A 24,193-nucleotide genomic window follows, 5' to 3' on the forward strand; every position below is an offset into this window, starting at 1 on the left:
CCTATGAGGGCAACCCGCGTAACGGCAACAACCTGAGCGGGGCGCTGGCCAACGCTCCGGTGTCGGGTCACTGGTTCTCCGAGCAGTTCCAGGAGCTGCTGGCCAACGCCCACCCGCCCATCCAGTAATCCCTCACTCCCCCGCTCTCGGCTCCCTTCCGAGACAGGGCGCCCGTCCACCCCAGGGGGTGGGCGGGCGTCCGCCATGTGCGTGACCTGCGATCATGGCCCCCGGGTCCTCGGAGCGGGGACCCGGGCACGACCGTGGGGGCAGACGGGTGACGGAGCGGGTGGAGACCGACACCGTCGTGGTCGGACTGGGCGCTATGGGGGCACAGACCCTGTGGCGCCTGGCCCGACGCGGCGTGGACGCGGTCGGGATCGAGCAGTTCGCCCCCGGGCACGACCGCGGTTCCAGCCACGGCGAGTCCCGCATCATCCGCACCGCCTACATGGAGGGCGCCGGATACGTGCCTCTCGTGCGGTCGGCCTGGCGCGCGTGGTCGGAGCTGGAGGAGGCCTCCGGGACACGCCTGGTGGTACCCACCGGCGCGCTGATGCTCGGCGCCCCGGACGGCTCCGCCGTCACCGGATCGGTCGACGCCGCCGAGCGGCACGGCCTCTCCTACCGGCTGCTCTCCCACGAGCAGGTGGCCGAACGCTTCCCCCAGCACGCGGTGGGCCCGGGCGAGGTGGGGGTCTTCGAGGAGGAGGCGGGCGTGGTCCTGCCCGAGGCGGCGATCCGGGCGGCCGTGCGCCTCGCCGAGGAGGCGGGCGCGCGGATGCTCACCGGGACCAGGGCGGCTCGGATCGTGCCGGACCCGGACCGTCCCCGTGTGCTGCTGGACGACGGCGCCGAGGTCCGGGCCCGCCGGGTGGTGGTCACCGCCGGGTCCTGGCTGCCGCGGCTGGTGCCCGGGGCGGCGGAGCCGGGCGGCGGCCTGCGGGTCGAACGCCGGGTGCTGGGCTGGTTCCGCACCACGCAGGACCCGTCCCCGCACACGCGCGGCCCGGTGTTCGCCCGGGACGGGGCGGACTGCACGTGGTACGGATTTCCCAGCATGGACGGCGGCCGGACCGTCAAGATCGGCGTGCACGCCGAGGCTCCGGGGAACAGGGCCGGGGGCGCGCAGTGGGGCGAGCCGGTCGACCCCGACACGGGTCCCAGGGCACCCGACGCCGCCGACGCCAGGCGGCTCGGCGAGCTGGCCGCCGGACTGCGCGGGGTCTCCGCGCTCCCCGAGCGCATGGTGGCGTGCATGTACACGATGACCACCGACGAGCACTTCCTCATCGGACACCGCCGGGACCTGCCCGGGCTGGTGTTGGCGGGAGGCTTCTCCGGCCACGGCTACAAGTTCGCCTCGGCCGTCGGGGCGGCCCTGGCGGACCTCGCCCAGCACGGGGACACGGACCTGCCGATCGGCATGTTCGACCCCCACCGCTGGGGCTGACCAGGCCGGGTGACGGTGGGAGCGCCGGGGACGGTGCCCTTCGGCGACGGGCGGCGTGCGATCATCGCTCACACGCGCGGCGCGATCGCGTCCCTCCCCGTCCCCTCCTGCCGGAAGGAAACCCATGAACAGTCCCACCGCGCGGCGGACCGCGCTCGTCACGGGCGCGTCGTCGGGTATCGGCGCGGCCGTGGCCGCCGAACTCGTCCGGCGCGGCTATCGCGTGTACGGAACCAGCCGCGGGCCGGAGTCGGTGGCCGATCCGGTCCCGGGTGTGGAGTACCTGCCCCTGGACCTGACCGACGACGCGTCCGTGGAGGCGTGCGCCACCGCCGCCGGCGACGTGGACGTCCTGGTCAACAACGCCGGTGAGAGTCAGAGCGGACCGTTCGAGGAGCTGCCCGCGGACGCCGTGGAGCGGTTGTTCCGGATCAACGTGTTCGGCGCGGTGCGTCTCACCCAGATCCTGCTTCCGGGCATGCGCGCCCGCCGGTACGGGCGGGTGGTGATGGTGGGGTCGATGCTGGCGAGCTTCCCGCTGGCCTACCGGTCGTCGTACGTGGCCTCCAAGGCGGCGCTGAGGGGGTTCGCCGACGCGTTGCGCCGCGAGGTGTCCCCGTACGGCGTGGGAGTGACCACGGTGGAGCCGGGATCGATCAACACCGGCATCAGCGAACGGCGGACCCAGTACCTGGAGGACGGTTCGCCGTACGCGGCCGAGTACCGCACCATGCTCGACGCTCTCAACGCCAACGAGGCCGGGGGGATCTCGGCGGGAACGGTGGCCCGCACGGTCGTGCGCGCGGTCGAGGCCGACCCGCCCAGGCCGCTCTACGCGGTGGGCAGCAACGCCCCGGTGGTGTTCGCGCTGCGGCGGCTGTTCCCGCGTTCGGCCGTCCTGAAGCTGGTCGCCCGCAGGCACGGGCTGCGCTAGGGCGTGTCCCGCGGAACACGCCCCAGCGGACTGGGGGGGACGCGCGGCGCCGCTCCCCGGTAAGGTCCCCTCCTTCCGGAAGGATGCGGGGGTGACCGACCGACCACCGGAGGACATCGTGAAACAGCAGGTCCACTTCGTCACGCTCGCGACCGCCGACCTGGACGCCGCCCGGGGCTTCTACCGGGACGGGCTCGGCTGGGAACCGCTCATGGACGTCCCCGGGGAGATCATCTTCTTCCAGGTCGCCCCAGGGCTGGTCCTGGGCCTGTTCGACGCGGAGAAGTTCGACCGGGACCTGGGGCGCCCGCCCGGCACGGCCGGGGCGTCGGGGGTGACTCTGTCGCACAACGTCGGCGGCCCCGAGGAGGTCGAGTGGACCGTCGACGCGATGGCCAGAGCGGGCGCGAAGGTGCTCAAGGCCCCGCAGCGGGGCGAGTTCGGCGGGATCTTCCACGCCCACGTGGAGGATCCGAACGGGGTGGTGTGGGAGATCGCGCACAACCCGGGTTGGCACGTGGACGACACCGGGAGGGTCGTCTTCGGTTGAGGGGGCACCGGCCGGAACCGGTCACGGCTCCGGGGAGCGGCCGCGGTGGGAGGCGGGCGCACCGTGGAAGCGGCCGGGGGCTGTGGTCACCGGAACGGGTGGGGCGGCACGGGCGTCGACGGAGGTTGTCCTAGGTTGGGCGGGAAGACCGGAGACAACCGAGAAGAGGTGCCGTGTGAGCAGCGTCGTCAAGTTCAACGTCCTGACCGTCCCCGAGGGCGCCGGGGCCACCCTGGAGGAGCGTTTCGCCAAGCGGGCCGGGCTGGTGGAGGACCAGCCCGGGTTCGAGGAGTTCCAGCTGCTGCGCCCGGTCGAGGGCACCGACAAGTACCTGGTGTACACCCGGTGGCGGTCCGAGGAGGACTTCCAGAACTGGGTGAACGGCCAGGCGTTCCGGCGGGGTCACGCCCAGGCGGCAGCGGACGCCCAGAAGGAGGGCGCGCCGGCGGGGCACGGCCACGGGCACGGCGGTCCGGCCGCGAGCAACAGCGAGATCTGGGGCTTCGAGGTCGTCCAGCGGGTCTCCGCCGAGTCCTGATTCCGCGCCCTCCCGTCCCGGGGCGGGAGGGCGGACCAGCGGGGTGCGCGAACCCGGGCGGCGGGGGCCGCCCGGCGGCGCGCGAGAATGGTGCACTATGAGAACTCTCGTCCGCTATGTCGGTATTGTCGCCCCCGCGCCCGCGGTCGCCGCCGGTCTGATCGCCGTCCTGGTCGGCGTGACCAGTTCGGCGGCGATCGTGTTCACGGCCGCCGAGGCGGCCGGAGCCTCCTCCGGGCAGATCGCCTCGTGGATGCTGGCCCTGGGCGTGGGCATGGCCGTGACCTGTGTGGGCCTGTCCCTGCGGCACCGGGCACCGGTGGTGACCGCCTGGTCCACGCCGGGCGCCGCACTGCTGGCGGTGGGCCTGGACGGGGTCACGATGGCGCAGGCCGTGGGTGCGTTCCTGTTCTCGGCGGCGCTGATCACGCTGAGCGGTGTCACCGGTTGGTTCGAGAGGGTCATGGACCGCGTACCGGTTCCGCTCGCGGCGGGGCTGCTGGCCGGTGTGCTGCTCCAGTTCGGGACGGGCCTGTTCACGAGCATGGAGGACGACTTCGCGGTCGTGTTCACCATGTTCGCGGTGTACCTGCTGTGTCGCCGGTGGCTGCCGCGCTACGCGGTCATCCTGTCCCTGGTCGCGGGCGGGGCCGCGGCGGCGGTGCGGGGGACGCTGGACCTGGGCGGGGTGTCCCCGTCGCTGGCCAGGCCGGTGTTCGTGGCGCCCGAGTTCTCCTGGCAGGTACTGGTGAGTGTGGGCGTGCCGCTGTTCGTGGTGACCATGGCCTCACAGAACCTGCCGGGGGTGGCGGTGCTGCGGGGCGACGGCTACCGGGTGCCGATCTCCCCGGTGATCGGGTGGACCGGGGCGACCAACCTCGTGCTGGCCCCGTTCGGGTGCTTCGGGATGAACCTGGCCGCGATCACCGCCGCCATCTGCACCGGGCCGCAGGCGCACCCGGACCGGGAGCGCCGCTACCTGGCGGGGGTGTGGGCGGGCGTCTTCTACCTGGGGGTGGGGGTCTTCGGTGCGACGGTGGCGTCCCTGCTGGCCGCGCTGCCGCCGCCGCTGATCCTGGGGATCGCCGGGCTGGGCCTGCTCGGCACCATCGGGGGGTCACTGGCCTCCGCGCTGGGGGACGAACGCTCCCGGGAGGCGGCGGTGGTGACCTTCCTGGCCACGGCCTCGGGGTTCACCCTGCTGGGGGTGGGGTCGGCCTTCTGGGGTCTGCTCGCGGGGGCGCTGACCCTGGCGGTGACACGTTCCTGGCGCCGGTCACGGTACGGGCGGAACGCGGACGGGCACGAGGCCGACGGGACGAGGGCCGACGGGACGGCGGTCGGCGCCGGGACGGTCCCCGACGCCGGGCGTTTCGTCCGTACCGGGGCGAGACCCGAGAGCGGACCGTCCGCGCAGGCCGGAGCGGGCGAGGTCACCGACACTCCGGAACACCCCTGAGAGGGACCGCGGGAAAAGGGCTTGCGTCGCCGGCGCGGACACCGCTACAACTGACTGGGCCCCGACCACAGCGGTACCGGGGCGCGACGACGAAAGGAGGCTGAGCCGTGTTCACCGCGTTCACCGCGCTCGTGTCCTCCCGGGGCATCCTCGACAGCTGACCCTGGACCGGGCGGGCGCACACACACCGAAGGTGTCGCTTGACCGTCACAACGCATGCCCTGACCGTCCGTCCGATCACCGGACCGGAAGAGCTGGACCTGTTCAACCGGCTCCCCTACGCCCAGAACTCCGAGATCGGCGCCGACCTCGCCGAGGGCCGCCGCCACCCCTCCTGGATGTGGGTCGCCCTGGACGGCGACCGCCTCCTGGCCCGCCTGTCCTGGTGGTGCCGCAACAGCGACGTCGCTCCCCTCCTGCTGGACGTCCTCGACGTGGACGGCGCGGCCGACGACGTCGACCGCGTGGAGGTCGCCGAGCACCTGCTGCGCACCGCCTCGGCGGCGACCCTGCCCGACGGGGGGACCCCGCCCGAGTACCTGCGCTTCGTCCCGGCCGACTGGCAGCGGGACCCCCGGGACCGGCGCGCCGTGGAGGAGCGCATGGCCGCCGTCGAGCGCAACGGCGGATCACTGCTCGTGGAGCGCCTGCGCTTCGAGTGGACCCCCGGCGGTACGGCCCCCCGACCGGGCGACCGCCTCCGGTTCCGGCCGATCCGGGACGAGGAGGAGGTCCTCGGCCTGATGGTCCGGGCGCTGGAGGGAACCCTGGACGCCCACGACCGCGTCGACCTCGAACACAGGACGGCGGACGAGGTGGCCGCCGAGAACTACGCCGACGAGTTCGAGCAGTACACGACGCCCCGGGAGTGGTGGCGGATCGCGACGTTGCCGGACGGTGGGCCGGTCGGGTTCGTGCTGCCCGCGCGCAACGACTACCACCCGATGATCGGCTACATCGCGGTACTGCCCGAGCACCGCGGGAACGGGTACATCGACGACATCCTCGCCGAGGGCACCCGTGTCCTGGCCGAGGAGGGCGTCGAGCGCGTCCGCGCAGCCACCGACAAGGGCAACATGCCGATGGCGCGGGCCTTCCAGCGGGCGGGGTACGCCACGCTCAGCGGGATCGTCAACATGGACTGGAAGAAGTAGTACACCGGCGGAGCGGTCCGCCGTGGGGGCCGGGCCGGCGCGGGCCCGCCCGGCCCCGGTTTCCCAGACGCGGGCGTCCCCGCCGCCCTCCCGTGTCCCGGCGGCCCCGGAGCGGTGTCTCAGGCGGTGGCGAGGATCCGCCCGGCCTCGGCGACGGCCGCGGTGAGGTCCTGGGGGTCGGCGGTCATTCCCGCGATCACGAGGTCGGCCTCCTCCAGACCGGCCCGGGCCAGAAGGGTCTTGTCGTTGGTGACCCACTCCCCGCGCTCGGCCAGGACCGCGTGCGCCGCCTGGGCGACGGCCTGGGCGACGAGGCCCGCCGTCTGGGCGACCCGGCCGTACGGGGCGTGGTTGTGCTCGGCGTAGGACAGGGTGGCCGCGGCCAGGCCCCGCCACACCGGCGGCGCGCTCCCGCGCAGTTCCTCCGGGTAGCCGGGCCGGGGCAGGTCTCCGACGAGGACCCTGCCGAGGGCGAGCTCGGCGACGACGAGGTAGGAGGGGATTCCGGCCAGGTGGAACATGAGCGGTTCCACCCGGAACCGCCCCTGTTCGGCCTCGGCGAGCTCGTGCTCGACCACGTCGATGTCGCGGTAGTGCACGTCCACCGACCGGCCGTCGATCCGGAGCCGGGCGCCGCCGTTGAAGACTCCTCCTCCCCAGCCGCCGGTCTCCGACACCTCTCCCTCCCATCCGACGTCCCGCAGGTACCGCGGGTCGAATCCGCCCCGGTAGTAGACCGCCAGGTCCCAGTCGCTGTCGGGGCGGTGGGTCTCCTGGGCCCGGGAGCCGCCGACCATGACGGCCTCCACGGCGGGAAGGGCGGCGAGGCGGTCGGCGGTGGCGGACAGGAAACGGGCGTCGTCAAGGGTGCGTTCGGAGGTGGGCATGGGGCCATCATGGCGGATCCCTCCCCGTCCGTCGCGGAACTCCCGTCACAGGGGTCCCCCGACGGGCGGGGCCCGGACCGGAGCGTTCCGGTCCGGGCCCGGCGGCGTCCGGTCAGCCCTCCTAGGGCGAACCGCCGCCGTCGCCGTTGCCCCCGCCGCGTTCCCCCGCACGGGTGCCCGTGTCACCGCCCTGGCGCCTCTGGCTCCGCTTGAGCCTGCGCGCCCTGGTGGCGAGCGGCGCGTTGCGTTCTCGCTGTACGCCCGAGGCCTCCGCGAACTCGGCCTGGAGCGAGCGCACGAGCCCCGCCATCATGAAGAAGCCGATCACGAAGAACGGTAGGCCGAACACGATGATCGTCTGTTGCAGGGCGTCCAGGCCGCCCGTACCGGACGCGGTGAGCACCGTCGCGGCCACGACGCCCTCGGTGATCCCCCAGAAGATCCGCTGACGGGTCGGGTTGCCCGCCTCACCGGAGCAGAGGATGTCCACCACGAGGGAGGCCGAGTCCGAGGAGGTGGTGAAGAAGATGATGACGATGAGGATGCTCACCATCGACGTGAACGTGGTCAGCGGGTAGTTCTCCAGGAACGCGAAGAGGGCGCCGGGGACGTCTTCCTGCGCGACCACCTCCTCGACCAGCTGGCCGTCCCGGTTCCTCTCGATGTTGAAGGAGGACAGCCCGAACACGCTGAACCAGATGATGCTGAACGCGGTGGGCGCGGCCAGCACGCCGAGGATGAACTCCCGGATGGTGCGGCCCTTGGAGATGCGCGCGATGAAGATACCGACGAACGGCGACCAGGTGATGGTCCACGCCCAGTAGAAGACGGTCCAGGACCCCTGCCAGCCGGTGTTGGCGAAGGTGTCGTTCCAGAACGACAGCGGGACCAGCATCTCCAGGTAGATGCCCGTGGTCTCGATGATCCCCTTGGCCAGGAAGAGCGTCGAACCCGCGAGGAAGACGAAGAGCAGCAGACCCACGGCCATGAAGATGTTGATCGTGGACAGCCATTTGATGCCGATGTCGAGGCCGCTGGCCACGGAGATCACGGCGATGGTCGTGACGACCGCGATGAGGATCAGCTGGGTGAGGCGGGTCTCCTCCACACCGAACAGGGTGTTGAGGCCGCTGTTGATCTGGAGGGTGCCCAGGCCGATGGTGACGGAGACGCCGAACAGGGTGCCCAGGACCGCGATGATGTCGATCGCCCGTCCCAGGGGGCCGTGGATCCGCTCCCCGATGAAGGGGTGGAAGACCGAGCTGACCCGGAACGGCAGGCCCTTGCGGTACACGAAGTAGGCGAAGGCGAGCCCCGGCAGGCAGAAGATCGTCCAGGTGTGCAGGCCGAAGTGGTAGAGCGTGAAGCCCATCGCCTCCTCGGCCGCCTCGATCGTCTGCGGCTCGACACCCGCCCGCGGCGGGTCGGCGTAGTGGCTGATCGGCTCGGCCACGCCCCAGAACATCAGGATGCTGCCGATACCCGCGGCGAACAGCATCGCGAACCAGACGGGATTGCTGTACTCGGGCCTGCTGTCCGGCTGCCCCAGGCGTACGGTCCCGAACCGGCTGAACGCGATCCAGATCAGGAAGACGAGGAAGGTGGTCACACCGAGGATGTAGAGCCATCCGAGGTTGGTGAGGATCCAGTCCGAGGTCGTGCCGAAGATGGCGTCCACCACGTCGGTGAAGGCGATCGCACTCACCACGAAGACAACGGTCAACGCGGCGGACACGAAGAAGATCGCCGGGTTCGTATCGAGCCCCAGCTTTTGTGCCAGCTTTTCGAACATGCCGACTGCTTTCTGGTGTTTCGGAGACGTTCGGCGGGGGATAAAGGCCCGTCGGCCCGCACCGGCCTCGGACAAGGATACGTCTCGGGACGGACTCCCCTGTTTATCCCTTCTTTCGAGGGGAGTCGGAACCGCCCTTACCCAGCAGCATTATCGACACACTGGAAAACATCAAAAAGGATATAGCAAAAGCCACATAAGGTACTTTCCTTCAGTTTCATCCATGTATGTACCGCTCACCGCGGCGCCCCGGCCCCGACGGGGTACGGGTGGTGGCGTCCGGAGCGGACGTGAGGAAGGATCGCCGATCGTCCCGGCGCCTCAGCGCCGTGGCCGCACGGACGGGTGCGTCCGGCCTCCTCCCGGCGGTGTACGGCCGCCGGGAGCGGGGCGGCGGTCAGGAGTCGAAGCCGCGCAGCAGTTCGCGCACGGCCTCGGGCTGCTCGTACAGCGACAGGTGGCCCGCGCCCTCGATGGTGCGGACCTCGGCGTCCAGGAACCGGCGGGCCGGTCCGTGCAGACGCGCGGGGGAGAAGAACTGGTCGTGCGATCCGGTCGCGACGGCGACCGGGGTGTCCGCCCAGGCACGGAAGCACTCCGCCTGCAGGGGGCTGGGCATGGAACCCGTGCGGCAGTACCGGGCCACCAGGGTGAGCCACTCGGCCTCGGCACGGTGCTCGTCGCACGCGGTGGACGGGCCGCTGAGGAACTCGACCATCCGCCCGCTGGTGTGCTCGTTGGGGTGGATCATCCACGGCAGCACGGTGCGCATCGACTCCGAGCTCACACCGGCGGCGGTCAGCCCGGCGGGGTTGAGCAGCAGCATCCCCGCGACCAGCGGGGACGGGGTCGAGGCGAGCGCGACGGCGGCACCCCGGGAGTGGCCCAGCACGAGCACGGGCCGGTCGGTGATCTGCGGCAGGAGTTCGTCGAGCCAGGCGCCGTAGGCGTCGATCCTGGTGCCCCCGACCCGCTGGCTGCAGCTGAGGCCGGGTTGCCCGGGCAGGTCGGCCAACAGTACCGGCCGGTCCTCGGACAGCGCGCGGGCGGCGGGCACCGTGGTGGCCGCGTTGAAGTTGGTTCCCGACAGCACCAGTACCGGGGTACCGGGACCGCCCGTGGCACGGAAGGCCTGCGTGCTCCCCAGGCGGGTCTCCACGGGAGGAAGGGGGCCGAGTTCGGGCCACTGGCTCAGGGCCTTGTGACACCACGCGTGCACGGAGCGCTCGGCGTTCTCCGAACGGTACACACGTGCTGCGCGAAGGGGGACGACGGTCATGGGTCTGGTTTCGCCTAGAGGAGAGCGGTGACGCCGTCCTTGCTAGCCGACGCACCAGAGAGGAACTGTACGCCTCCGTTCGGTACCACGCCACCCGGGGTGGTGGGTGTTTCCGACCTGAGACTCAGCAGATCCATACCCGTTGCGGAGCGTCCCCCTGTTACGGCTGTTCACCCTGGTGCGGAGGTGTCCTGCCCGTCCGCTTCCGGCCATCGGACGCCGCGGTGTTTACCCGCGTCCGCAGTGTGGCGGGGTGCCCCCGCGCCCCGGAGGTGGTGTCCCCGGGCCCTCCCCGACCCGGGAACACCGCCGGATCAGCCCATCGTGTCGGGGTCCGGACCGATGCGACCGCCGCGGTCGAGCGAACCGACCCTGTCCATGTCCTCGGCGGACAGTTCGAAGTCGAACACGTCGAAGTTCTCCCGGATCCGGGACGGGGTCACGGACTTGGGGATCACGACGTTGCCGAGCTGCAGGTGCCAGCGCAGCACGACCTGCGCCGCGGACTTGCCGTACTTCTCGCCGAGGGCGGTCAGCTCCGGGTCCTCCAGCTCCTTGCCCTGGCCGAGCGGGCTCCACGCCTCGGTGAGCAGACCGTGGCGGGCGTTGGCCGCGCGCATGGCCTCCTGCGAGAGGTAGGGGTGCAGTTCGATCTGGTTGAGGACCGGGACGACGTCGGTCTCGGCGACCAGGCGGTCCAGGGTCCGGGCCGTGAAGTTGGAGACGCCGATGGCCTTGGCGCGGCCCTCGGAGTGGATGCGCTCCAGCGCCTTCCAGGTGTCGACGTAGGCGTCCTGCTTCGGGGCGGGCCAGTGGATCAGGTACAGGTCGACGTAGTCCAGGCCGAGCCGTTCCAGGCTGGCGTCGAAGGCCTTGAGCGCCTGGTCGTAGCCCTGGTCGTCGTTCCACAGCTTGGTGGTGACGAACAGCTCCTCGCGGGGGACACCGGACTCGGCGAGGGCGAGGCCCGTGCCCTTCTCGTTGTCGTAGATACGGGCGGTGTCGATACTGCGGTACCCGGTCTCCAGGGCGGTCGTGACGACGGACCGGGCCTCCTCGTCGGGGACCTGGAAGACGCCGAACCCGAGTTGCGGCATGGTGAGGCCGTTGTTCAGCGTGACGTGCTGCATGGATGCCCTTTCCGTGATCACGGAGTAGGTGGTGTGGCCGTGGGGGGTTCTCCCCCATGATGACGACCTGGAGCGCGCTCCAGGCAAGGAGCGCGCTCCAGGGAAGCGGTCAGGACGTGAGGCGGACCAGCATCTTGCCGGTGTTGGCGCCCCGCATCATGTCGAGGAAGGCCCGCACCGCGTTGTCGACGCCCTCGACGACGGTCTCCTCGGTGCGCAGCCCGCCGTCGGAGATCCATCCGGAGGCTCGCTCGGCGTACTCCCCCATGAGGTGGCCGTGGTCGCCGACGATGAACCCGCGCAGGTTGAGGCGCTTGCCGACGGCGAGGAAGAGGTTGTCGGGGCCGGGAGCGGGCTCGGTCGCGTTGTACTGGGAGACCGCGCCGCACAGGGCGATCCGGCCGTACGTGCGCATCGCGGCGATGGCCGCCCGCAGGTGGTCGCCGCCGACGTTGTCGAAGTAGACGTCGACGCCCTCGGGCGCGGCCTCGGCGAGCTGCTCCTCCAGACGGCCCTCGCGGTAGTCGATGGCGGCGTCGAAGCCGAACTCCTCCAGGAGGCGGCGCTTCTTCTCCGGGCCGCCCGCGGATCCGACCACACGGGAGGCGCCCAGCTGGCGGGCGACCTGCCCGGCGATGGAGCCGACCGCGCCCGCGGCACCGGAGACGAACACCACGTCGCCCTCCCGGACCGGGGCGACCTCGGTCAGGCCCGCGTAGGCGGTGAGACCGACCATCCCCAGCACGCCGAGGTAGGCCTGGGCGGGGGCCAGGGAGGTGTCCACCGGGCGCACGGCCTTCGCGGGCAGCAGCGCGTACTCGCGCCACCCGGCCGAGTGCAGGACGGCGGTGCCGACCGGGACGTCGTCGCTGCCGGAGGCGGTGACCACGCCCACCGCGCCGCCGTCCATCGGATCGCCGAGCTGGTAGGGCGGTACGTAGGACTTGACGTCGTTCATGCGCCCGCGCATGTACGGGTCCACGGACATCCAGTCGTTGCGGACCAGGACCTCTCCGGGTCCCGGGTCACCGACGGTGGTCTCCACGAGGGAGAAGTCGTCGGGCCGGGGTTCTCCGACGGGACGGGAGACCAGGTGGACTTCCCTGCTGGTGACGGGCATGGCGAAACCTCCGGTACTTCACTGGGTGTGGGCGCGGCGACCTGCGGCCCGGACCGACACTAGTCCGGCAACGTATTCGCTCACCAATAAAATCGGCGAAGTGAGCTATAGGAATACCGATAGGTCGAACGCCGCGACCGGCCCGCGCGCCGATGGAACGCTCGACCTCCAGCAGCTGAGGACCTTCCTGGCCGTACACCGGTCCGGGTCCTTCACGGCCGCCGCGCAGCTGCTGCGGCTGTCGCAACCGACGGTCACCACACAGATCCGTTCCCTGGAACAGCGCTTGGGACACCTTCTCTTCGAGAGGCTGCCCCGCGGGGTGGCGCCGACCGCGGAGGCCAACGACCTGGCGGCGCAGGTGGCCGAGCCCCTGGACGCCCTGGAGGTGGTGGCCGGACCGGGCGCGGGCGACGCGTCCGCGCCGCCCGCGCCCCTGCGTGTGGCGGGCCCCGCCGAGGTGCTGCACGAGCTGGTGCTGCCGTCGCTCGCCCCACTGGTGGAGGAGGGCGTACGGCTGCGGGTGCGCACCGGACCGGTCGACGACCTGCTGGAGGAACTGCGCGGGGGCGGGCACGACCTGGTGCTGTCCCCGCTGTGCCCGCGCGGACGCGCGCTGGTGGCCGATCCCCTGGCGGACGAGGAGTTCGTGCTGGTGGCGTCGCCCTCGTGGGCGGACCGGATCCGCCGCGACCGGCTCACCCGGCAGGGCGCCTCCTCGCTGTGCGGGGCCCCGCTGGTGGCCTACGGTGACGACCTGCCGATCCTGCGCCGTTACTGGCGCCACGTGTTCGGGGTGCGTCTGACGTGCGGCCCAGCGGTCACCGTGCCCGACCTGCGCGGGATGATGGCGGCCGCCGAGAACGGGGCGGGGGTCACGGTGCTGCCGCGCTACCTGTGCCGGGAGGCGCTGGACCAGGGGCGGCTGGTGGCGCTGACGGAACCGGAGAAGCCGCCGGTCAACACCATGTACCTGGTGCGGCGCCCGGGTGTGTCGGACAACCCGCACCTGGACAGGGTGCACCGGCACCTGGTGTCGGCCGCCCGCGGCTGGTGAGTTCCGCTGTCCCCCGAACCGTTTCCCCCGGCGCGCGGTCCTACCGGGGGACGGTGGTGGACGGGGGTCGTCCGTCTCGGGTGTGACCCGGGCGCGGGGAGGGCCATGAGAGGGGCGGAGGAACCGGTGACCGGATCGGAGACGGCGGGACGGCGGGCCGCCGCGCCCCGGCGACGGTCCCCGGCGGTGACCGTCCTGGTCGCGCTGGTGGCCCTGGGGCTGGCGGTGTTCGCCGCGCTGCGAGTGTTCGGCCTGGAACGGGGCTGGCCCCTGGTACCCGCGCTGGCCTTCACCCCCTACCTGCTGGGCCTCGCCCTGCTGGCGGGGGCAGGGACGGGCCTGGCGCGGCGGTGGGTGTCCACGGGTGCGCTGGTCGCGGTGGCGGCGGTGCTGGCGGCGGCGGTCGTGCCGCGTGCGGTGCCGTTCGGGGTCACCTCGGCAGGCGGCCCGGCCGTGCGGGTCATGACCCTGAACACGCTCGGCGGCGGGGCCGGCGCCGCGGAGGTGGTGGCGCTGGTACGCGACCGCGGTGTGGACGTGCTCACCCTCCAGGAGGTCACCCCGGACCTGGTACGCGACCTGTCCACCGCGGGGCTGGACGACCTCCTGCCCCACGTGGACGACCACTCCGATCCCCGCGGGGCGCACGGGAGCACCATCCACTCGGCCTTCCCCCTCACCGACCTCGGTGACGCGGCGACGGGTGGAGACGCCTTCGCGATGCCGACCTCCCTCGTGAGGCTGCCGGAGGACGGGAACGAGGACGGGGAGGAGGACACCGTCGAGGTGACGTCCGTGCACGTCCCCCCGCCGCTGACGCCCTCGTACGCCGACGCCTGGAGCAGAGGTCTGGGCGCCCTCGCCGAGGCACCGGACTCGGGCACGACGCGCGTGCTGGCGGGGGACTTCAACGCCACTCTGGACCACGCGGAGCTGCGCGCGGTCCTGGACTCGGGGTACCTCGACGCCGCTGAGGTCCTGGGTGAGGGGCTGAGGCCGACATGGCCCTCGGGCCGTCCCGTGCCGGGCCTCACCATCGACCACGTGCTGGTGGACCCCGTGACGGGCGTCGACCGGCTGGAGGTCCTGGAGGTGCCGGGCACCGACCACCGCGCGGTGTTCGTCGAGGTGACCCTGCCCGGGAGGCCGAGGTGACCCCTGCCCGAGGGGTGGTGCGGCCTGGGCCGCACGCGCCACCGGCACGGGAAGGGCTCCCGGGTCGTGCCCCCACGCCGGTGGCACGGTCTAACGTCGCACCATGAGCGAGCTGACCGAACCGATGACGGGCACCCGCCTCCAGGCGGTCCTGCCCGACGAGTCTCCGGAGATGTCCCCGAGAACCCTCGTCGACCTGGGGATACGCGCCGACGAGCTGGGCGTGGACGCGGTGTGGCTGCCGGACCACCTGCTGCCGCCCGCGCCGTACGGGCGGACCTTCGGCGGCGTGTACGAGCCGCTGGTGACCCTGTCCCACCTGGCCGCCCGTACCGGACGGGTCCGCCTGGGCACGTCGGTGCTGGTGGCGCCGTTGCGCGATCCCTTCCTCCTCGCGAAGCAGGTGGCGACCCTGGACGCCCTGTCGGAGGGGCGGTTCGTCCTGGGCGTGGGGACCGGCTGGGCACGGGAGGAGTTCTCCGCGTTGGGGGCGGACTTCACCACGCGCGGCGCCCGGACGGACGAGGCACTGCGGCTGCTGCGCCACCTGTTCGAGGGAGAGGGGGCGTTCGAGGGGCGCTTCCACTCCTACGAGCGCGGGGTGTTCGAGCCGCGCCCGGCCGGGCGCGTACCGGTGATGGTGGGCGGCACGTCGGACCGTGCGCTGCGGCGGGCCGCGACGTGGGCCGACGCCTGGCAGGGGGTGGGGCTGGACGCGGAGGGGTTCGTGGCGGCCCGCAACCGGCTGCGGGAGCTGACCCACCGGCCCGTGCGGGCGGGCACCCGGATCGCCTGGTCCGGGGGCGAGGAGGAGTTCGACCGCGCCGTCGGGCTCTTCCGCGAGCTGGCCGCGGCCGGGGCGGACTCGGTGGCGGTGTGGTTCGGCGGTGCGGAGGGGTTCGGCGAGCGCATGGAGCGGTTCGCGGCGGCCCTGCGCTGACCGGTGGGTCGGCACCGGCCGGTGGACGCGGCCGTGCGGCCCCGCAAAGCGCGTTCCGACGGATCAGGGACCGGGGGGCGGTGCTCCCGGCGCTACTTCCGCGAGCCGAAGGGGCCCGGCCTCCGTACTTCTTGTGGACGGCCTGCTTGGACACGCCGAGGACCTCGGCGGTCTCGGTCCAGGTGGAGCCCTGGACCCGTGCACGGCGGACGAGGACGGCCTCGCCCCGCTCCGTCTCCCCGCGGATCCGGAGTGCGGCGTCCAGGCCCACCAGCGGGTCGCCGGCCTCGGTGGCGCGGGCGAGGGCGGTCGGCTGTTCGGCGCCCATGGGTCAACTGTGATTGACATGTGGGCACGGGCGCAGGAGACGGCCCCCGCCGGACCTCCGGTGGCGCCGATGGCACCCTGGAGTGCCGAACGACGATGGGGACGGGGACGCGACGTGGGCGACTACGACGGGATGACGGTGCTGTTCGACCTGGACGGTGTGCTGGTGGACTCCGCCGAGAGCATCCGCGCGGGGCTGACCGCGTGGGCGGTGGAGCGCGGCCTGGACGTGGACGCCGTGCTCGCGCACCACCACGGGCGGACCGACGCCGACCTGGTGCGCCTCCTGGCCCCGCACCTGGACCCGGCCGCCGAGGCGCCGCGGATCGAGGCCCACGAGGCCGCCGCCGGGGACGGCGTGCGGGCCGTGCCCGGCGCGCGCGAACTCCTCGTCGAACTGGACGGCCGCGGGCGCTCCTGGGCGGTCGTCACCTCCGGGGGCGACCGGATCGCGAACTCCCGCATCGAGGCCGCCGGACTGCCCCTTCCCCGTGTGCTGGTGACCGCCGACGACGTGGACGAGGGCAAACCCCGTCCGGGCCCCTACCTGCTGGGTGCCGAGCGCATGGGAGCCGCTCCCGAGCGGTGCGTGGTGGTGGAGGACGCCGCCAGCGGTGTCCGGGCCGGGCTGGACGCGGGGATGCCCGTGATCGCCGTGGCGTCCACGACCGGCCCCGGGGACCTCGCGCACGCGACCACCGTGGTGGGGGACCTCGAAGCCGCGGCCGGGCTGCTGCTCTAGGTCGGGGCCGACCGACCTCTACCGTGAGGAGCACCCTTGGACGACGGCGTCACCATCGACCGCGCCCGGGCCGAGGACGTGGCGGCGATCGTCGCCATGCTCCAGCTGACCTCGGACGCCTCCCGGGAGGACGCGCACCGCTTCTACGAACGGCTGGGCTACACCGCCTCCCACGTCGGCTTCAAGAAGAGGACCGGCTGAGGCCCGGGGCCTCCTGTCCCCGCCGGCGGGGACACCCACCCGTGGCTACGGCACCCGGCGGGCGAGGAAGAGCCGGGTGACGTGGGGAACGCGCACGTTCCCGTCGGGGAAGTGCTCGGCGGCGAGCGCGGTGACGGCGGCCCGGGTGCGCTCCTCTCCGATGGCACGGACCACGGCGGCCATCTTGCTGGAGGACAGCGCGGTTCCCACGAGCCCGTCGGGGTCGAGCTCGCGCGTCCAGGCGGCGGTGAACTCCACGGCGTCGGCGAGGCCGTCCTGGGCCTCCATCTCCCCCACGGTGTCGAAGACCCGGTAGTCGCGCCTGTAGTCATCGCCGTGCTCCTCCATCAGGGACTCGTAGGCGTCGACGAAGGCGCTGGCGGTCCAGTCGCGGTCGTTGCTGAGCACGGCGACGGTTCCCCCGGGCACGAGCAGGCGGGCGGCCTCGGCGTAGAAGGCGGGCCGGTCGAACCAGTGGACGGCCTGCGCGGCGAGCACGAGGGCGGCGGAGGCGTCGGGGAGGGGGACCTCCTCGGCGCGGCCGTCCACGTACTCGACGTCCCCGTCGTCGGCGGCGTCGCGCATCGCGTGGCCGGGTTCGACGCCGACCACGCGGGGCCCCGGGCCGAGGACGCGGCGCAGGGCCCGGGTGGAGATGCCGGTCCCGGAGCCGACGTCGAGCAGGAGCCAGGGGTCGGGCCAGGAGTCGCGGACGCCGTCGAGGACGTGCGCGCGGAGCCGGTCGAGGACGGAGTCCGGGTACCCCGGCCGGAAGCGGCGGTAGTCGTCGCTGAGCCGGTCGAAGGCCTGGGTCCTGTCGTTCATGGAGTCCTCGTTCCCGTCGGGTCGGCGGGCACGAACCTACCGGGTTCGTGCCCGGGCTTCCGGAAACCGGTGCGCGCTACGCCCCCTGGGACACATGCTCCCCGCGCACGGCTCGGTACGCGGACGGGCTCGTCCCCGTGTGGTTCTTGAACGCGGAACTGAAGGCGAACGCGCTCCCGTAACCCACCCGCGCGGCCACGGCCTCCAGGCCCAGCTCCGGCCGGGCGGTGAGCAGGTCACCGGCCACCGTGAGCCGCCAGGTGCGCAGGTAGGTCATCGGCGGGGTGCCCACGGCCCTCTGGAAACGCGAGGCCAGGGTGGCCCGGGAGACCGTGCACTCACGGGCCAGCGCCTCCAGGGTCCAGGGGTCGGCGACGCGATCGTGCAACAGCTCCAGCGCCCGCGCGACGACGGGGTCGTGCTGGGCGCTCAGCCAGTTGGGGGCGCTGTCGGGGTTGTCCTCCAGCCAGGCGCGCACCGCCATCACCAGGAGGCAGTCCAGGAGCCGGTCGTTGAGGCTGGTCTGGGCGACGCGGCTGGTGGTGATCTCGTCGGCCAGCAGCGCCACGAGCGCCGGGTCGACCCGGCCGCTGGGCAGTACCGCCAGCGGAGGCAGCGCCGACAGGGCCAGGCGGCCGACCTCGCTGTCGTCCTCGTAGGCGCCCACCACCGTGGTGTCGGTGCCGTCGGGATCGTTCCCCCAGATCCCCACCCCGTGGCTCATGGTCACGTGGACCTCCTCGCCGTCGTGGGCCACGCACCGCTGCCCGGGAAGGACGGTGATGGTGGGCTCGCGTTCCCTGCTGTCGGCGATCACGTAGGGTTCCGGGCCGCGGACGAGCACCAGGTCGCCGGGGCCGGCGTCGGCCTCGCCGCGGGGCGTGCCCACCCAGGCGCTGCCGGAGACGACCACGATCAGGGTGAGGGCGGACCCGTCGCGGCTGTCGATGCCCCAGGGCGGGCTCATGACCGTGCGCAGGGTGAAGGCGCCGCGTGCGCGGGGCCCGTCCAGGAGGTGTACGAGGGGATCCATGTCCCCACCCTAGCCAGTGCCAGACGTTCTCTTATGGAAATCAGCTTCTGGACTATGTTCCGTCCGAACCCGGGTTGATGGACTGGGGGCATGACCACAGAACACGTCCTCGTCACCGGCGGCACCGGCATGACCGGCCGCCGCGTCACCCACCTGCTCCGCGAGCGCGGAGCCGGGATCCGGGTCGGCTCCCGGTCCGGCAGCCCCCGCTTCGACTGGCACGACCGGGCCACCTGGGACCCCGCCTTGGAGGGGATCACCTCCGTCTACCTGTGTTACCACCCGGACCTGGGCTTCCCCGGGGCCGACGAGACCGTCGCCGCCTTCGCCGCCCGCGCCGCCCGGCACGGCGTCCGCCGGATGGCGCTGCTGTCCGGGCGCGGTGAGCCGGGGTCCGAGCGCGCGGAGCGGGCCGTGCGCTCGGAGTTCCCGGACCTGACCGTGCTGCGCTGCGCGGTGTTCGCGCAGAACTTCTCCGAGAGCTTCCTGCACGGACCGGCCCTGGAGGGCACCGTGGCCCTGCCCGCCCCGGACGCGCCCGAGCCCTTCGTCGACCTGGACGACGTCGCCGAGGTCGCGGCCCGGGCGCTGACGGAGGACGGGCACGCCGGAGAGCTGTACGAACTGACCGGTCCCGGGGCGGTCACGTTCGCCGAGGCCACCGGTGTGCTGGGCCGGGCGGCCGGGCGCACGGTCGTGTACCAGGAGGTGTCGGCGGAGGACTTCGTCGCCGGGGCGGTCGCGGCCGGGGTTCCCGGGGATGTGGCCCAGGGGCTGGCCGACCTGCTCGGGGAGATCCTGGACGGTCGCAACGTCGAGCCCGCCGACGGCGTGGAGCGGGCGCTGGGCCGTCCGGCCACCGGCTTCGACGAGTACGCCCGCCGGGCCGGGGCCGCCGGGGCATGGAAACGGTGACCGCGGCGGCTCCCGGGGCGCGCTGAGCTGCCCGCCCCGGGCGGACTGGTCGCGCACACGGCCGGCGGCGAGGGGGCACCGGGACCGGGCGTCCACAGGGACGGCCCGGGTCTGGCGTCCCCTCGCCGTGCACGGTTGACTGGGAAACGGAGGATCCCCGAGCCCCACCGCGCCGCCGGCCATGGAGGAGGCGGTGCCCATGGGTGAGGGGTCCCGCACCAGGACGCCCGTGACCGGGACCAGCGGCCCGGGCCGCCCGACCGAGCTTGAAAGGCCCCAGATGAGTACCCCCGACCTGACCGCCAAGGCCTCCGCCACCTCCGGCTCCGACACCTGGCACACCACCGCCGTCGGCACCGACCTGCGCTCGCTGCACCTGGCCGACGGCCCGCACGGCGTGCGCCAACAGCCGGAGGAGGGCGACCACCTGGGGATCGGCGGCAGCCTGCCCGCCACCTGCTTCCCGCCAGCCGTCGGCCTGGGCGCCACCTGGAACCCCGCCCTCGTGCGCCGGGTCGGCGAGGCGCTGGGCGCCGAGGCCGGCGCCATGGGCGTGGACGTACTCCTGGGTCCGGGAATGAACATCAAGCGGTCACCGCTGTGCGGACGCAACTTCGAGTACGTCTCCGAGGACCCGCACGTCACGGCGCGGATCGCCGCCGCGCTGGTGGAGGGCGTCCAGTCCCAGGGGGTCGGCGCGTGCGTCAAGCACTTCGCCGCCAACAACCAGGAGACCGACCGGATGCGGGTCAGCGCCGACGTGGACGACCGCACCCTGCGCGAGATCTACCTCAGGGCGTTCGAGGAGGTCATCACCACCACGAGGCCGTCGATGGTGATGTGCTCCTACAACCGGGTCAACGGCGTGCACACCAGTCAGGACCCGTGGCTGCTCACCGAACTGCTGCGCGGCGAGTGGGGGTTCGACGGGGCCGTGGTCTCCGACTGGGGCGCCGTGGTGGACCGCGTCGCGGCGGTACGCGCCGGGCTGGACCTGGAGATGCCGCCCAGCGGCACCGACCAGGAGGTCGTCGACGCCGTCGAGCGGGGCGATCTGGACGAGTCCGTGCTGGACACGGTCATGGAGCGGCTGAGGCGGCTCCAGGAGAGGGTCTCCGCCGACACCTCCCGTCCGCTGGAGCACGAGGCGCACGACGCGCTGGCCCGCGAGGCCGCCCGCGAGGCGCTCGTCCTGCTCAGGAACGACGGCGGCGTGCTGCCCCTGGCCCCGGACCGGCCGGTCGCGGTCATCGGCGAGTTCGCCCGCACCCCCCGCTACCAGGGCGGCGGCTCCTCCCACGTGGTGCCGACCCGGGTGCACAGCGCGTTGGAGTCGCTCACCGAGGCCGTTCCCGGCGGGGTGGCGTTCGCGCCCGGGTTCCGGCTCGACGGCACGGCCGACCCGGCGCTGGTGGAGGAGGCCGTGTCGGCGGCGGCCGCCGCCGGCACGGCCGTGGTCTTCCTGGGCCTGCCCGAGGCCGCCGAGTCCGAGGGCTACGACCGCACCACGCTCGACCTGCCCTCCGACCAGCTCGCCCTGCTGTCCCGGGTCCGGCGGGCCTGCGAACGGGTGGTGGTCGTGCTGTCCAACGGGGGCGTGGTGTCGGTGACCGACTGGGAGCACGACGCCGACGCCGTCCTGGAGGGGTGGCTGCTCGGGCAGGCCGGTGGCGCCGCCGTCGCCGACGTCCTGACCGGGGCGGCGTCCCCGTCCGGCAGGCTCACCGAGACCGTTCCGCTGCGGTTGAGCGACCACGCCTCCTACCTGGCCTTCCCGGGCGAACACGGGAGATCGGTCTACGGGGAGGGCGTCTTCGTCGGCTACCGGTACTTCGACACCCTGGATCGGCCGGTCGCCTACCCGTTCGGGCACGGGCTCACCTACACGGAGTTCGCCTACTCGGACCTGGCGGTGACCGCCGCCGGGGAGGACTCCTGGCGGGTGGCCTTCACCGTCACCAACACCGGGGAGCGGGCCGCCGCCGAGGTCGCCCAGCTGTACACGGGCGTGGAGCAGGAGTACCCGACCCGGCCGCGTCGCGAGCTGCGCGGTTTCGCGAAGGTGTTCCTGGAGCCGGGGCGCGGCGAGCGGGTCGAGCTGGCGCTGACCGGAAGGGACCTGTCCACATGGGACCCCGAACACCAGAGGTGGTCGCTGGCCGAGGGGACGTACACCGTGGCCGTGGGCGCGTCCTCCCGCGACATCCGGCTCACCGCCGAGGTGAGCACGCCCGGGGACCGGTTCGCTCCTCCGCTGACCGCGTGTTCGACCGTCGGAGAGTGGCGTGCGCACCCGGTCGGCGGACCGGTGATGGCCGAGCTGCGGGCGGGTATGCCGGAGCTCTCCGAGGTGCCCGAAGACCTGCTGCGCATGGCCGACTCCATGCCGCTGGCCACCCTGCGCACGTTCGGTCTGGGCGTGACCGCCGAGATGATCGACCTGCTGGTAGAGAACGTGGAGGCCCGGCGGCGGGCCGCGATCGCCCGCGGTGAGATCACGGGCTGACGCCCCGGCGCGGCCCCGCGCGCCCTCGGCTAGCGTGGAGGCGCCGTCCCACACCACGACCCAGGAAGCAGCCCGTGTCCACGTCGGAGAAGTTCCAGAGCGTGTTCGTGGCGCTGGCCGCCCTCGTCGGACTGGGCGTCGGCCTGCTGTGGCCGGTCGGCGGGGCGGCGGGCCACCTCGTGCTCCCCGCCCTGATGCTGATGCTGACGGCGGTGTTCGCGCAGGTCGACGCCGGTCAGGTCCGCCGGGCCAGGTCCGCGCGCACGGTGGTCGCCGCCAGCCTCGTACTCAACTTCGTGTTCACCCCGCTGGTGGCCTGGGCCCTGGGCGCCGGGCTCCTGGGCGGCTTTCCCGACCTGCGGATCGGCCTGCTGTTGCTGCTGGTCACACCGTGTACGGACTGGTACCTGGTGTTCACCGGGTTGGCTCGGGGGCACATGGGTGTGGCGGCCGCGGTGCTGCCGGTGAACCTGGTGCTTCAGCTACTGCTGTTGCCGGTGTACGTGCTGCTGCTCGGCGGCGAGGCGGCGAGGGTGGACACCGGAACCCTGGTGGAGGCGGTGCTCCTGGTTCTGGTGGTACCGCTGGTGTTGGCGGTGCTCCTCAGGGAGGCGGCCCGCCGGTGGAGGGGCGACGCCTGGCGCGACGCGGTCCTGGTCCCGTGGGCCTCCGGCGCGGTGCTGCCGCTGCTGTACGCGGCGGTGCTGGCCATGTTCGCCTGGCAGGCGCGCACGGTGCTCGCCCACCTGGGCGACCTGGTGGCGCTGCTGCCGCCCCTGGCGGTGTTCTTCACGGTCGCACCGCTGGTGGCGGTGCTCGCCGCCCGGCTGCTGCGGCTGCCCGCCGACCAACGGGTCACCCTGACGATGACGACGGTGGCCCGCAACTCCCCGATCGCCCTGGCGATCGCCGTGGCGGCCTTCCCCGGCCGGCCGCTCATCGCGGTGGCCCTGGTGGCCGGTCCGCTCCTGGAACTCCCGGTGCTGGCCCTGCTCAGCCAGGTGGTGCGGGCGCGCCCGAAGGCCTCCTCCCCGCCCTGACCCGCGTTCCCCGCGCGGTGCCGCGCGTCCCGACCTCTGACCGTGGCCGCGTCCGGGTCACCGGCCTGCTCCTCACGGCCGGGTCCGCCAGGCCGGACCACCGGGCACGGCGGGAGCGCCGGGAGGGGCTCCTCACTCGGTGGGCAGGCGGTCCTGGCGTACGGCGTTGACGCCCGCCTGGAAACGGCTCCTCGCGCCCAGTCTCACCATGATCTCCGACGCGAACCTGCGGGCCGTGCGGGGCGAGACCCCCAGCCTGCGGGCGATCACCTCGTCCGTGTGCCCCTCGGCGAGCAGACGCAGCGCCTCGGCCTGCTGGGGGGTCATGTCGCCGTCGGGGTCCTTGCTCTGCGTGGGCGCCAACTCCCGGGCCTCGCGCCACACCGCGTCGAAGAGCGTGCACAGCGCCGTCACCAGTCCGGGCGCCCTGATCAGGACCGCGCCCTTGCCCGTGTCCTCGTTGTCCGCGGCGACGACCGCGATACTGCGGTCACAGACGATCATCCGCGTGGGCAGAGTCGGCGCGGTGCGCACCTGCGCCCCGAGCTCCACGAGGTGTTTGGCGTGGGCGACGCTGTCGGGGTCGTTGGTCAGGCTGTCCAGGTACACGGTCCGCATCCGTACTCCCCGCTCCAGGAGCCTGCGGTTCAGGGGCTGGCCCGCCTCCATGTTCTCGGCGGTCTGCGACCCGCCGGGGGCGAAGGTCAGGAACTCCTCCCGCACCTGCTCGTTGATCATGCGCAGGTTGTCCCGGATCTGTTCCAGTCCCCAGATCACCGTCAGCCCCGAATCATCGGGTACCGCGTTCCCGGCCTCGGAGAACTCGGCGATCAGCTCGACCGCCACCGCCCTGCTCTCCTCCAGGCGCTGCTGCCGCCGGGCCAGATCGGCCTGTTGATGCGAAAGCAGGATCTCCATTCCCAACTGCGGGTTGACGGCGTGCAACCGCCCTCCGGCACGGCTCGACGAGCGGACCAGCGCCATTTCGTTCAGCAGGTCCAGGGCTTCACGGACGCGGTTCTCGGGAACGTCCAGCCCGGCCGCGAGTTCCGCGACCCCGTCGTCGGGGTGGGACAGCATGCGCCGGTAGACCGACTCGGCCACAGGGTCGATGCCAAGACCGTTCAACACCGTTTACCATCCTCGTGAACGCCGC

Annotated in this window: 21 protein-coding genes and 2 pseudogenes; 14 read left to right on the top strand and 9 right to left on the bottom strand. The window is 72.8% G+C overall.

What is annotated here, in order from left to right; all coding sequences use genetic code 11:
* Positions 1 to 277 precede the first annotated feature (277 nt).
* The 6 genes from solA to FYX01_RS06925 all read left to right on the top strand — a co-directional run bounded on the left by solA (position 278) and on the right by FYX01_RS06925 (position 6,088).
* Entirely contained in the window at positions 278 to 1,453 is a 1,176-nt protein-coding gene (gene solA / locus FYX01_RS06900; RefSeq protein ID WP_150238739.1) for an N-methyl-L-tryptophan oxidase, read from the top strand.
* 124 nt (positions 1,454 to 1,577) lie between these two features.
* Positions 1,578 to 2,387: an SDR family oxidoreductase gene (locus FYX01_RS06905; RefSeq protein WP_150238741.1), complete on the top strand. Its 810-nt coding sequence runs from the start codon at positions 1,578 to 1,580 to the stop codon at positions 2,385 to 2,387.
* Positions 2,388 to 2,505: 118 nt separating this feature from the next.
* Positions 2,506 to 2,937, top strand: coding sequence for a VOC family protein (locus tag FYX01_RS06910; protein WP_150239382.1), 432 nt, complete (start codon positions 2,506 to 2,508; stop codon positions 2,935 to 2,937).
* 175 nt (positions 2,938 to 3,112) lie between these two features.
* On the top strand, positions 3,113 to 3,475 hold the full coding sequence (locus tag FYX01_RS06915) for an antibiotic biosynthesis monooxygenase family protein (protein WP_150238742.1): 363 nt from the start codon (positions 3,113 to 3,115) through the stop codon (positions 3,473 to 3,475).
* A 97-nt stretch (positions 3,476 to 3,572) separates the two neighbouring features.
* Positions 3,573 to 4,934 (top strand): benzoate/H(+) symporter BenE family transporter, encoded by a 1,362-nt coding sequence (locus tag FYX01_RS06920; RefSeq protein WP_150238744.1) that lies wholly within the window; start codon positions 3,573 to 3,575, stop codon positions 4,932 to 4,934.
* A gap of 200 nt (positions 4,935 to 5,134) precedes the next feature.
* Positions 5,135 to 6,088 carry a GNAT family N-acetyltransferase gene (locus FYX01_RS06925; protein WP_150238746.1) on the top strand — a complete coding sequence of 318 codons (954 nt, stop codon included), beginning with the start codon at positions 5,135 to 5,137 and terminating at the stop codon, positions 6,086 to 6,088.
* A gap of 119 nt (positions 6,089 to 6,207) precedes the next feature.
* Here the strand turns inward: FYX01_RS06925 and FYX01_RS06930 are convergent, their stop codons facing one another.
* The 5 genes from FYX01_RS06930 to FYX01_RS06950 form a co-directional block, all read right to left on the bottom strand.
* Positions 6,208 to 6,975, bottom strand: a complete 768-nt coding sequence (locus FYX01_RS06930; RefSeq protein ID WP_150238748.1) for a nucleotidyltransferase domain-containing protein — start codon at positions 6,973 to 6,975, stop codon at positions 6,208 to 6,210.
* A 121-nt stretch (positions 6,976 to 7,096) separates the two neighbouring features.
* Entirely contained in the window at positions 7,097 to 8,767 is a 1,671-nt protein-coding gene (locus FYX01_RS06935) for a BCCT family transporter (RefSeq protein ID WP_150238750.1), read from the bottom strand.
* Positions 8,768 to 9,164: 397 nt separating this feature from the next.
* Positions 9,165 to 10,046 carry an alpha/beta fold hydrolase gene (locus tag FYX01_RS06940; RefSeq protein WP_150238752.1) on the bottom strand — a complete coding sequence of 294 codons (882 nt, stop codon included), beginning with the start codon at positions 10,044 to 10,046 and terminating at the stop codon, positions 9,165 to 9,167.
* A gap of 314 nt (positions 10,047 to 10,360) precedes the next feature.
* Positions 10,361 to 11,176, bottom strand: coding sequence for an aldo/keto reductase (locus FYX01_RS06945; RefSeq protein WP_150238754.1), 816 nt, complete (start codon positions 11,174 to 11,176; stop codon positions 10,361 to 10,363).
* Positions 11,177 to 11,285: 109 nt separating this feature from the next.
* Positions 11,286 to 12,296, bottom strand: a complete 1,011-nt coding sequence (locus tag FYX01_RS06950; protein ID WP_150238756.1) for an NADP-dependent oxidoreductase — start codon at positions 12,294 to 12,296, stop codon at positions 11,286 to 11,288.
* A gap of 100 nt (positions 12,297 to 12,396) precedes the next feature.
* On the opposite strand from FYX01_RS06950, the gene FYX01_RS06955 reads away from it, so the two are divergent.
* The 3 genes from FYX01_RS06955 to FYX01_RS06965 all read left to right on the top strand — a co-directional run bounded on the left by FYX01_RS06955 (position 12,397) and on the right by FYX01_RS06965 (position 15,448).
* A complete protein-coding gene (locus FYX01_RS06955; protein ID WP_263363709.1) occupies positions 12,397 to 13,353 on the top strand; it encodes a LysR family transcriptional regulator in 957 nt (318 codons plus the stop codon).
* A gap of 105 nt (positions 13,354 to 13,458) precedes the next feature.
* Positions 13,459 to 14,508 carry an endonuclease/exonuclease/phosphatase family protein gene (locus FYX01_RS06960; RefSeq protein ID WP_150238758.1) on the top strand — a complete coding sequence of 350 codons (1,050 nt, stop codon included), beginning with the start codon at positions 13,459 to 13,461 and terminating at the stop codon, positions 14,506 to 14,508.
* A gap of 103 nt (positions 14,509 to 14,611) precedes the next feature.
* Positions 14,612 to 15,448: a TIGR03619 family F420-dependent LLM class oxidoreductase gene (locus FYX01_RS06965; RefSeq protein ID WP_150238760.1), complete on the top strand. Its 837-nt coding sequence runs from the start codon at positions 14,612 to 14,614 to the stop codon at positions 15,446 to 15,448.
* A gap of 115 nt (positions 15,449 to 15,563) precedes the next feature.
* Here FYX01_RS06965 and FYX01_RS26530 read toward each other — a convergent pair.
* Positions 15,564 to 15,776, bottom strand: a pseudogene (locus FYX01_RS26530) (hypothetical protein); the annotation flags it as partial.
* A 69-nt stretch (positions 15,777 to 15,845) separates the two neighbouring features.
* On the opposite strand from FYX01_RS26530, the gene FYX01_RS06975 reads away from it, so the two are divergent.
* Both FYX01_RS06975 and FYX01_RS06980 read left to right on the top strand, forming a co-directional pair.
* Positions 15,846 to 16,517, top strand: coding sequence for an HAD-IA family hydrolase (locus tag FYX01_RS06975; protein ID WP_223830342.1), 672 nt, complete (start codon positions 15,846 to 15,848; stop codon positions 16,515 to 16,517).
* A gap of 93 nt (positions 16,518 to 16,610) precedes the next feature.
* Positions 16,611 to 16,718 (top strand): annotated as a pseudogene (locus FYX01_RS06980) (GNAT family N-acetyltransferase); the annotation flags it as partial.
* Positions 16,719 to 16,763: 45 nt separating this feature from the next.
* On the opposite strand, the gene FYX01_RS06985 reads toward FYX01_RS06980, so the two are convergent.
* Positions 16,764 to 17,543, bottom strand: coding sequence for a class I SAM-dependent methyltransferase (locus FYX01_RS06985; protein ID WP_150238762.1), 780 nt, complete (start codon positions 17,541 to 17,543; stop codon positions 16,764 to 16,766).
* A gap of 76 nt (positions 17,544 to 17,619) precedes the next feature.
* Entirely contained in the window at positions 17,620 to 18,576 is a 957-nt protein-coding gene (locus FYX01_RS06990; protein WP_150238764.1) for an AraC family transcriptional regulator, read from the bottom strand.
* A 90-nt stretch (positions 18,577 to 18,666) separates the two neighbouring features.
* On the opposite strand from FYX01_RS06990, the gene FYX01_RS06995 reads away from it, so the two are divergent.
* From FYX01_RS06995 to FYX01_RS07005, 3 genes are all read left to right on the top strand, one after another.
* Positions 18,667 to 19,491, top strand: coding sequence for a Rossmann-fold NAD(P)-binding domain-containing protein (locus FYX01_RS06995; protein WP_150238766.1), 825 nt, complete (start codon positions 18,667 to 18,669; stop codon positions 19,489 to 19,491).
* Positions 19,492 to 19,771: 280 nt separating this feature from the next.
* A complete protein-coding gene (locus FYX01_RS07000) occupies positions 19,772 to 21,997 on the top strand; it encodes a glycoside hydrolase family 3 C-terminal domain-containing protein (protein ID WP_150239387.1) in 2,226 nt (741 codons plus the stop codon).
* Between the two features lie 74 nt (positions 21,998 to 22,071).
* Positions 22,072 to 23,037, top strand: a complete 966-nt coding sequence (locus tag FYX01_RS07005) for an arsenic resistance protein (RefSeq protein ID WP_150238767.1) — start codon at positions 22,072 to 22,074, stop codon at positions 23,035 to 23,037.
* Between the two features lie 132 nt (positions 23,038 to 23,169).
* Here the strand turns inward: FYX01_RS07005 and FYX01_RS07010 are convergent, their stop codons facing one another.
* Positions 23,170 to 24,168, bottom strand: a complete 999-nt coding sequence (locus FYX01_RS07010) for a helix-turn-helix transcriptional regulator (RefSeq protein WP_150238769.1) — start codon at positions 24,166 to 24,168, stop codon at positions 23,170 to 23,172.
* Positions 24,169 to 24,193 lie beyond the last annotated feature (25 nt).

Origin of the sequence: Nocardiopsis quinghaiensis (assembly GCF_008638365.1) — a bacterium.
Lineage (GTDB): Bacteria > Actinomycetota > Actinomycetes > Streptosporangiales > Streptosporangiaceae > Nocardiopsis > Nocardiopsis quinghaiensis.

Bases quoted from the DNA above. Each gene is read 5' to 3' on its own strand.
- FYX01_RS06985 (WP_150238762.1), bottom strand. From the start codon at position 17,543: ATGAACGACAGGACCCAGGCCTTCGACCGGCTCAGCGACGACTACCGC.
- FYX01_RS07000 (WP_150239387.1), top strand. From the start codon at position 19,772: ATGAGTACCCCCGACCTGACCGCCAAGGCCTCCGCCACCTCCGGCTCC.
- FYX01_RS06950 (WP_150238756.1), bottom strand. From the start codon at position 12,296: ATGCCCGTCACCAGCAGGGAAGTCCACCTGGTCTCCCGTCCCGTCGGA.
- FYX01_RS06965 (WP_150238760.1), top strand. From the start codon at position 14,612: ATGAGCGAGCTGACCGAACCGATGACGGGCACCCGCCTCCAGGCGGTC.
- FYX01_RS06990 (WP_150238764.1), bottom strand. From the start codon at position 18,576: ATGGATCCCCTCGTACACCTCCTGGACGGGCCCCGCGCACGCGGCGCC.
- FYX01_RS06905 (WP_150238741.1), top strand. From the start codon at position 1,578: ATGAACAGTCCCACCGCGCGGCGGACCGCGCTCGTCACGGGCGCGTCG.
- FYX01_RS06935 (WP_150238750.1), bottom strand. From the start codon at position 8,767: ATGTTCGAAAAGCTGGCACAAAAGCTGGGGCTCGATACGAACCCGGCG.
- FYX01_RS06975 (WP_223830342.1), top strand. From the start codon at position 15,846: ATGGCACCCTGGAGTGCCGAACGACGATGGGGACGGGGACGCGACGTG.
- FYX01_RS06930 (WP_150238748.1), bottom strand. From the start codon at position 6,975: ATGCCCACCTCCGAACGCACCCTTGACGACGCCCGTTTCCTGTCCGCC.
- FYX01_RS06960 (WP_150238758.1), top strand. From the start codon at position 13,459: ATGAGAGGGGCGGAGGAACCGGTGACCGGATCGGAGACGGCGGGACGG.
- FYX01_RS06920 (WP_150238744.1), top strand. From the start codon at position 3,573: ATGAGAACTCTCGTCCGCTATGTCGGTATTGTCGCCCCCGCGCCCGCG.
- FYX01_RS06995 (WP_150238766.1), top strand. From the start codon at position 18,667: ATGACCACAGAACACGTCCTCGTCACCGGCGGCACCGGCATGACCGGC.
- FYX01_RS06940 (WP_150238752.1), bottom strand. From the start codon at position 10,046: ATGACCGTCGTCCCCCTTCGCGCAGCACGTGTGTACCGTTCGGAGAAC.
- FYX01_RS06945 (WP_150238754.1), bottom strand. From the start codon at position 11,176: ATGCAGCACGTCACGCTGAACAACGGCCTCACCATGCCGCAACTCGGG.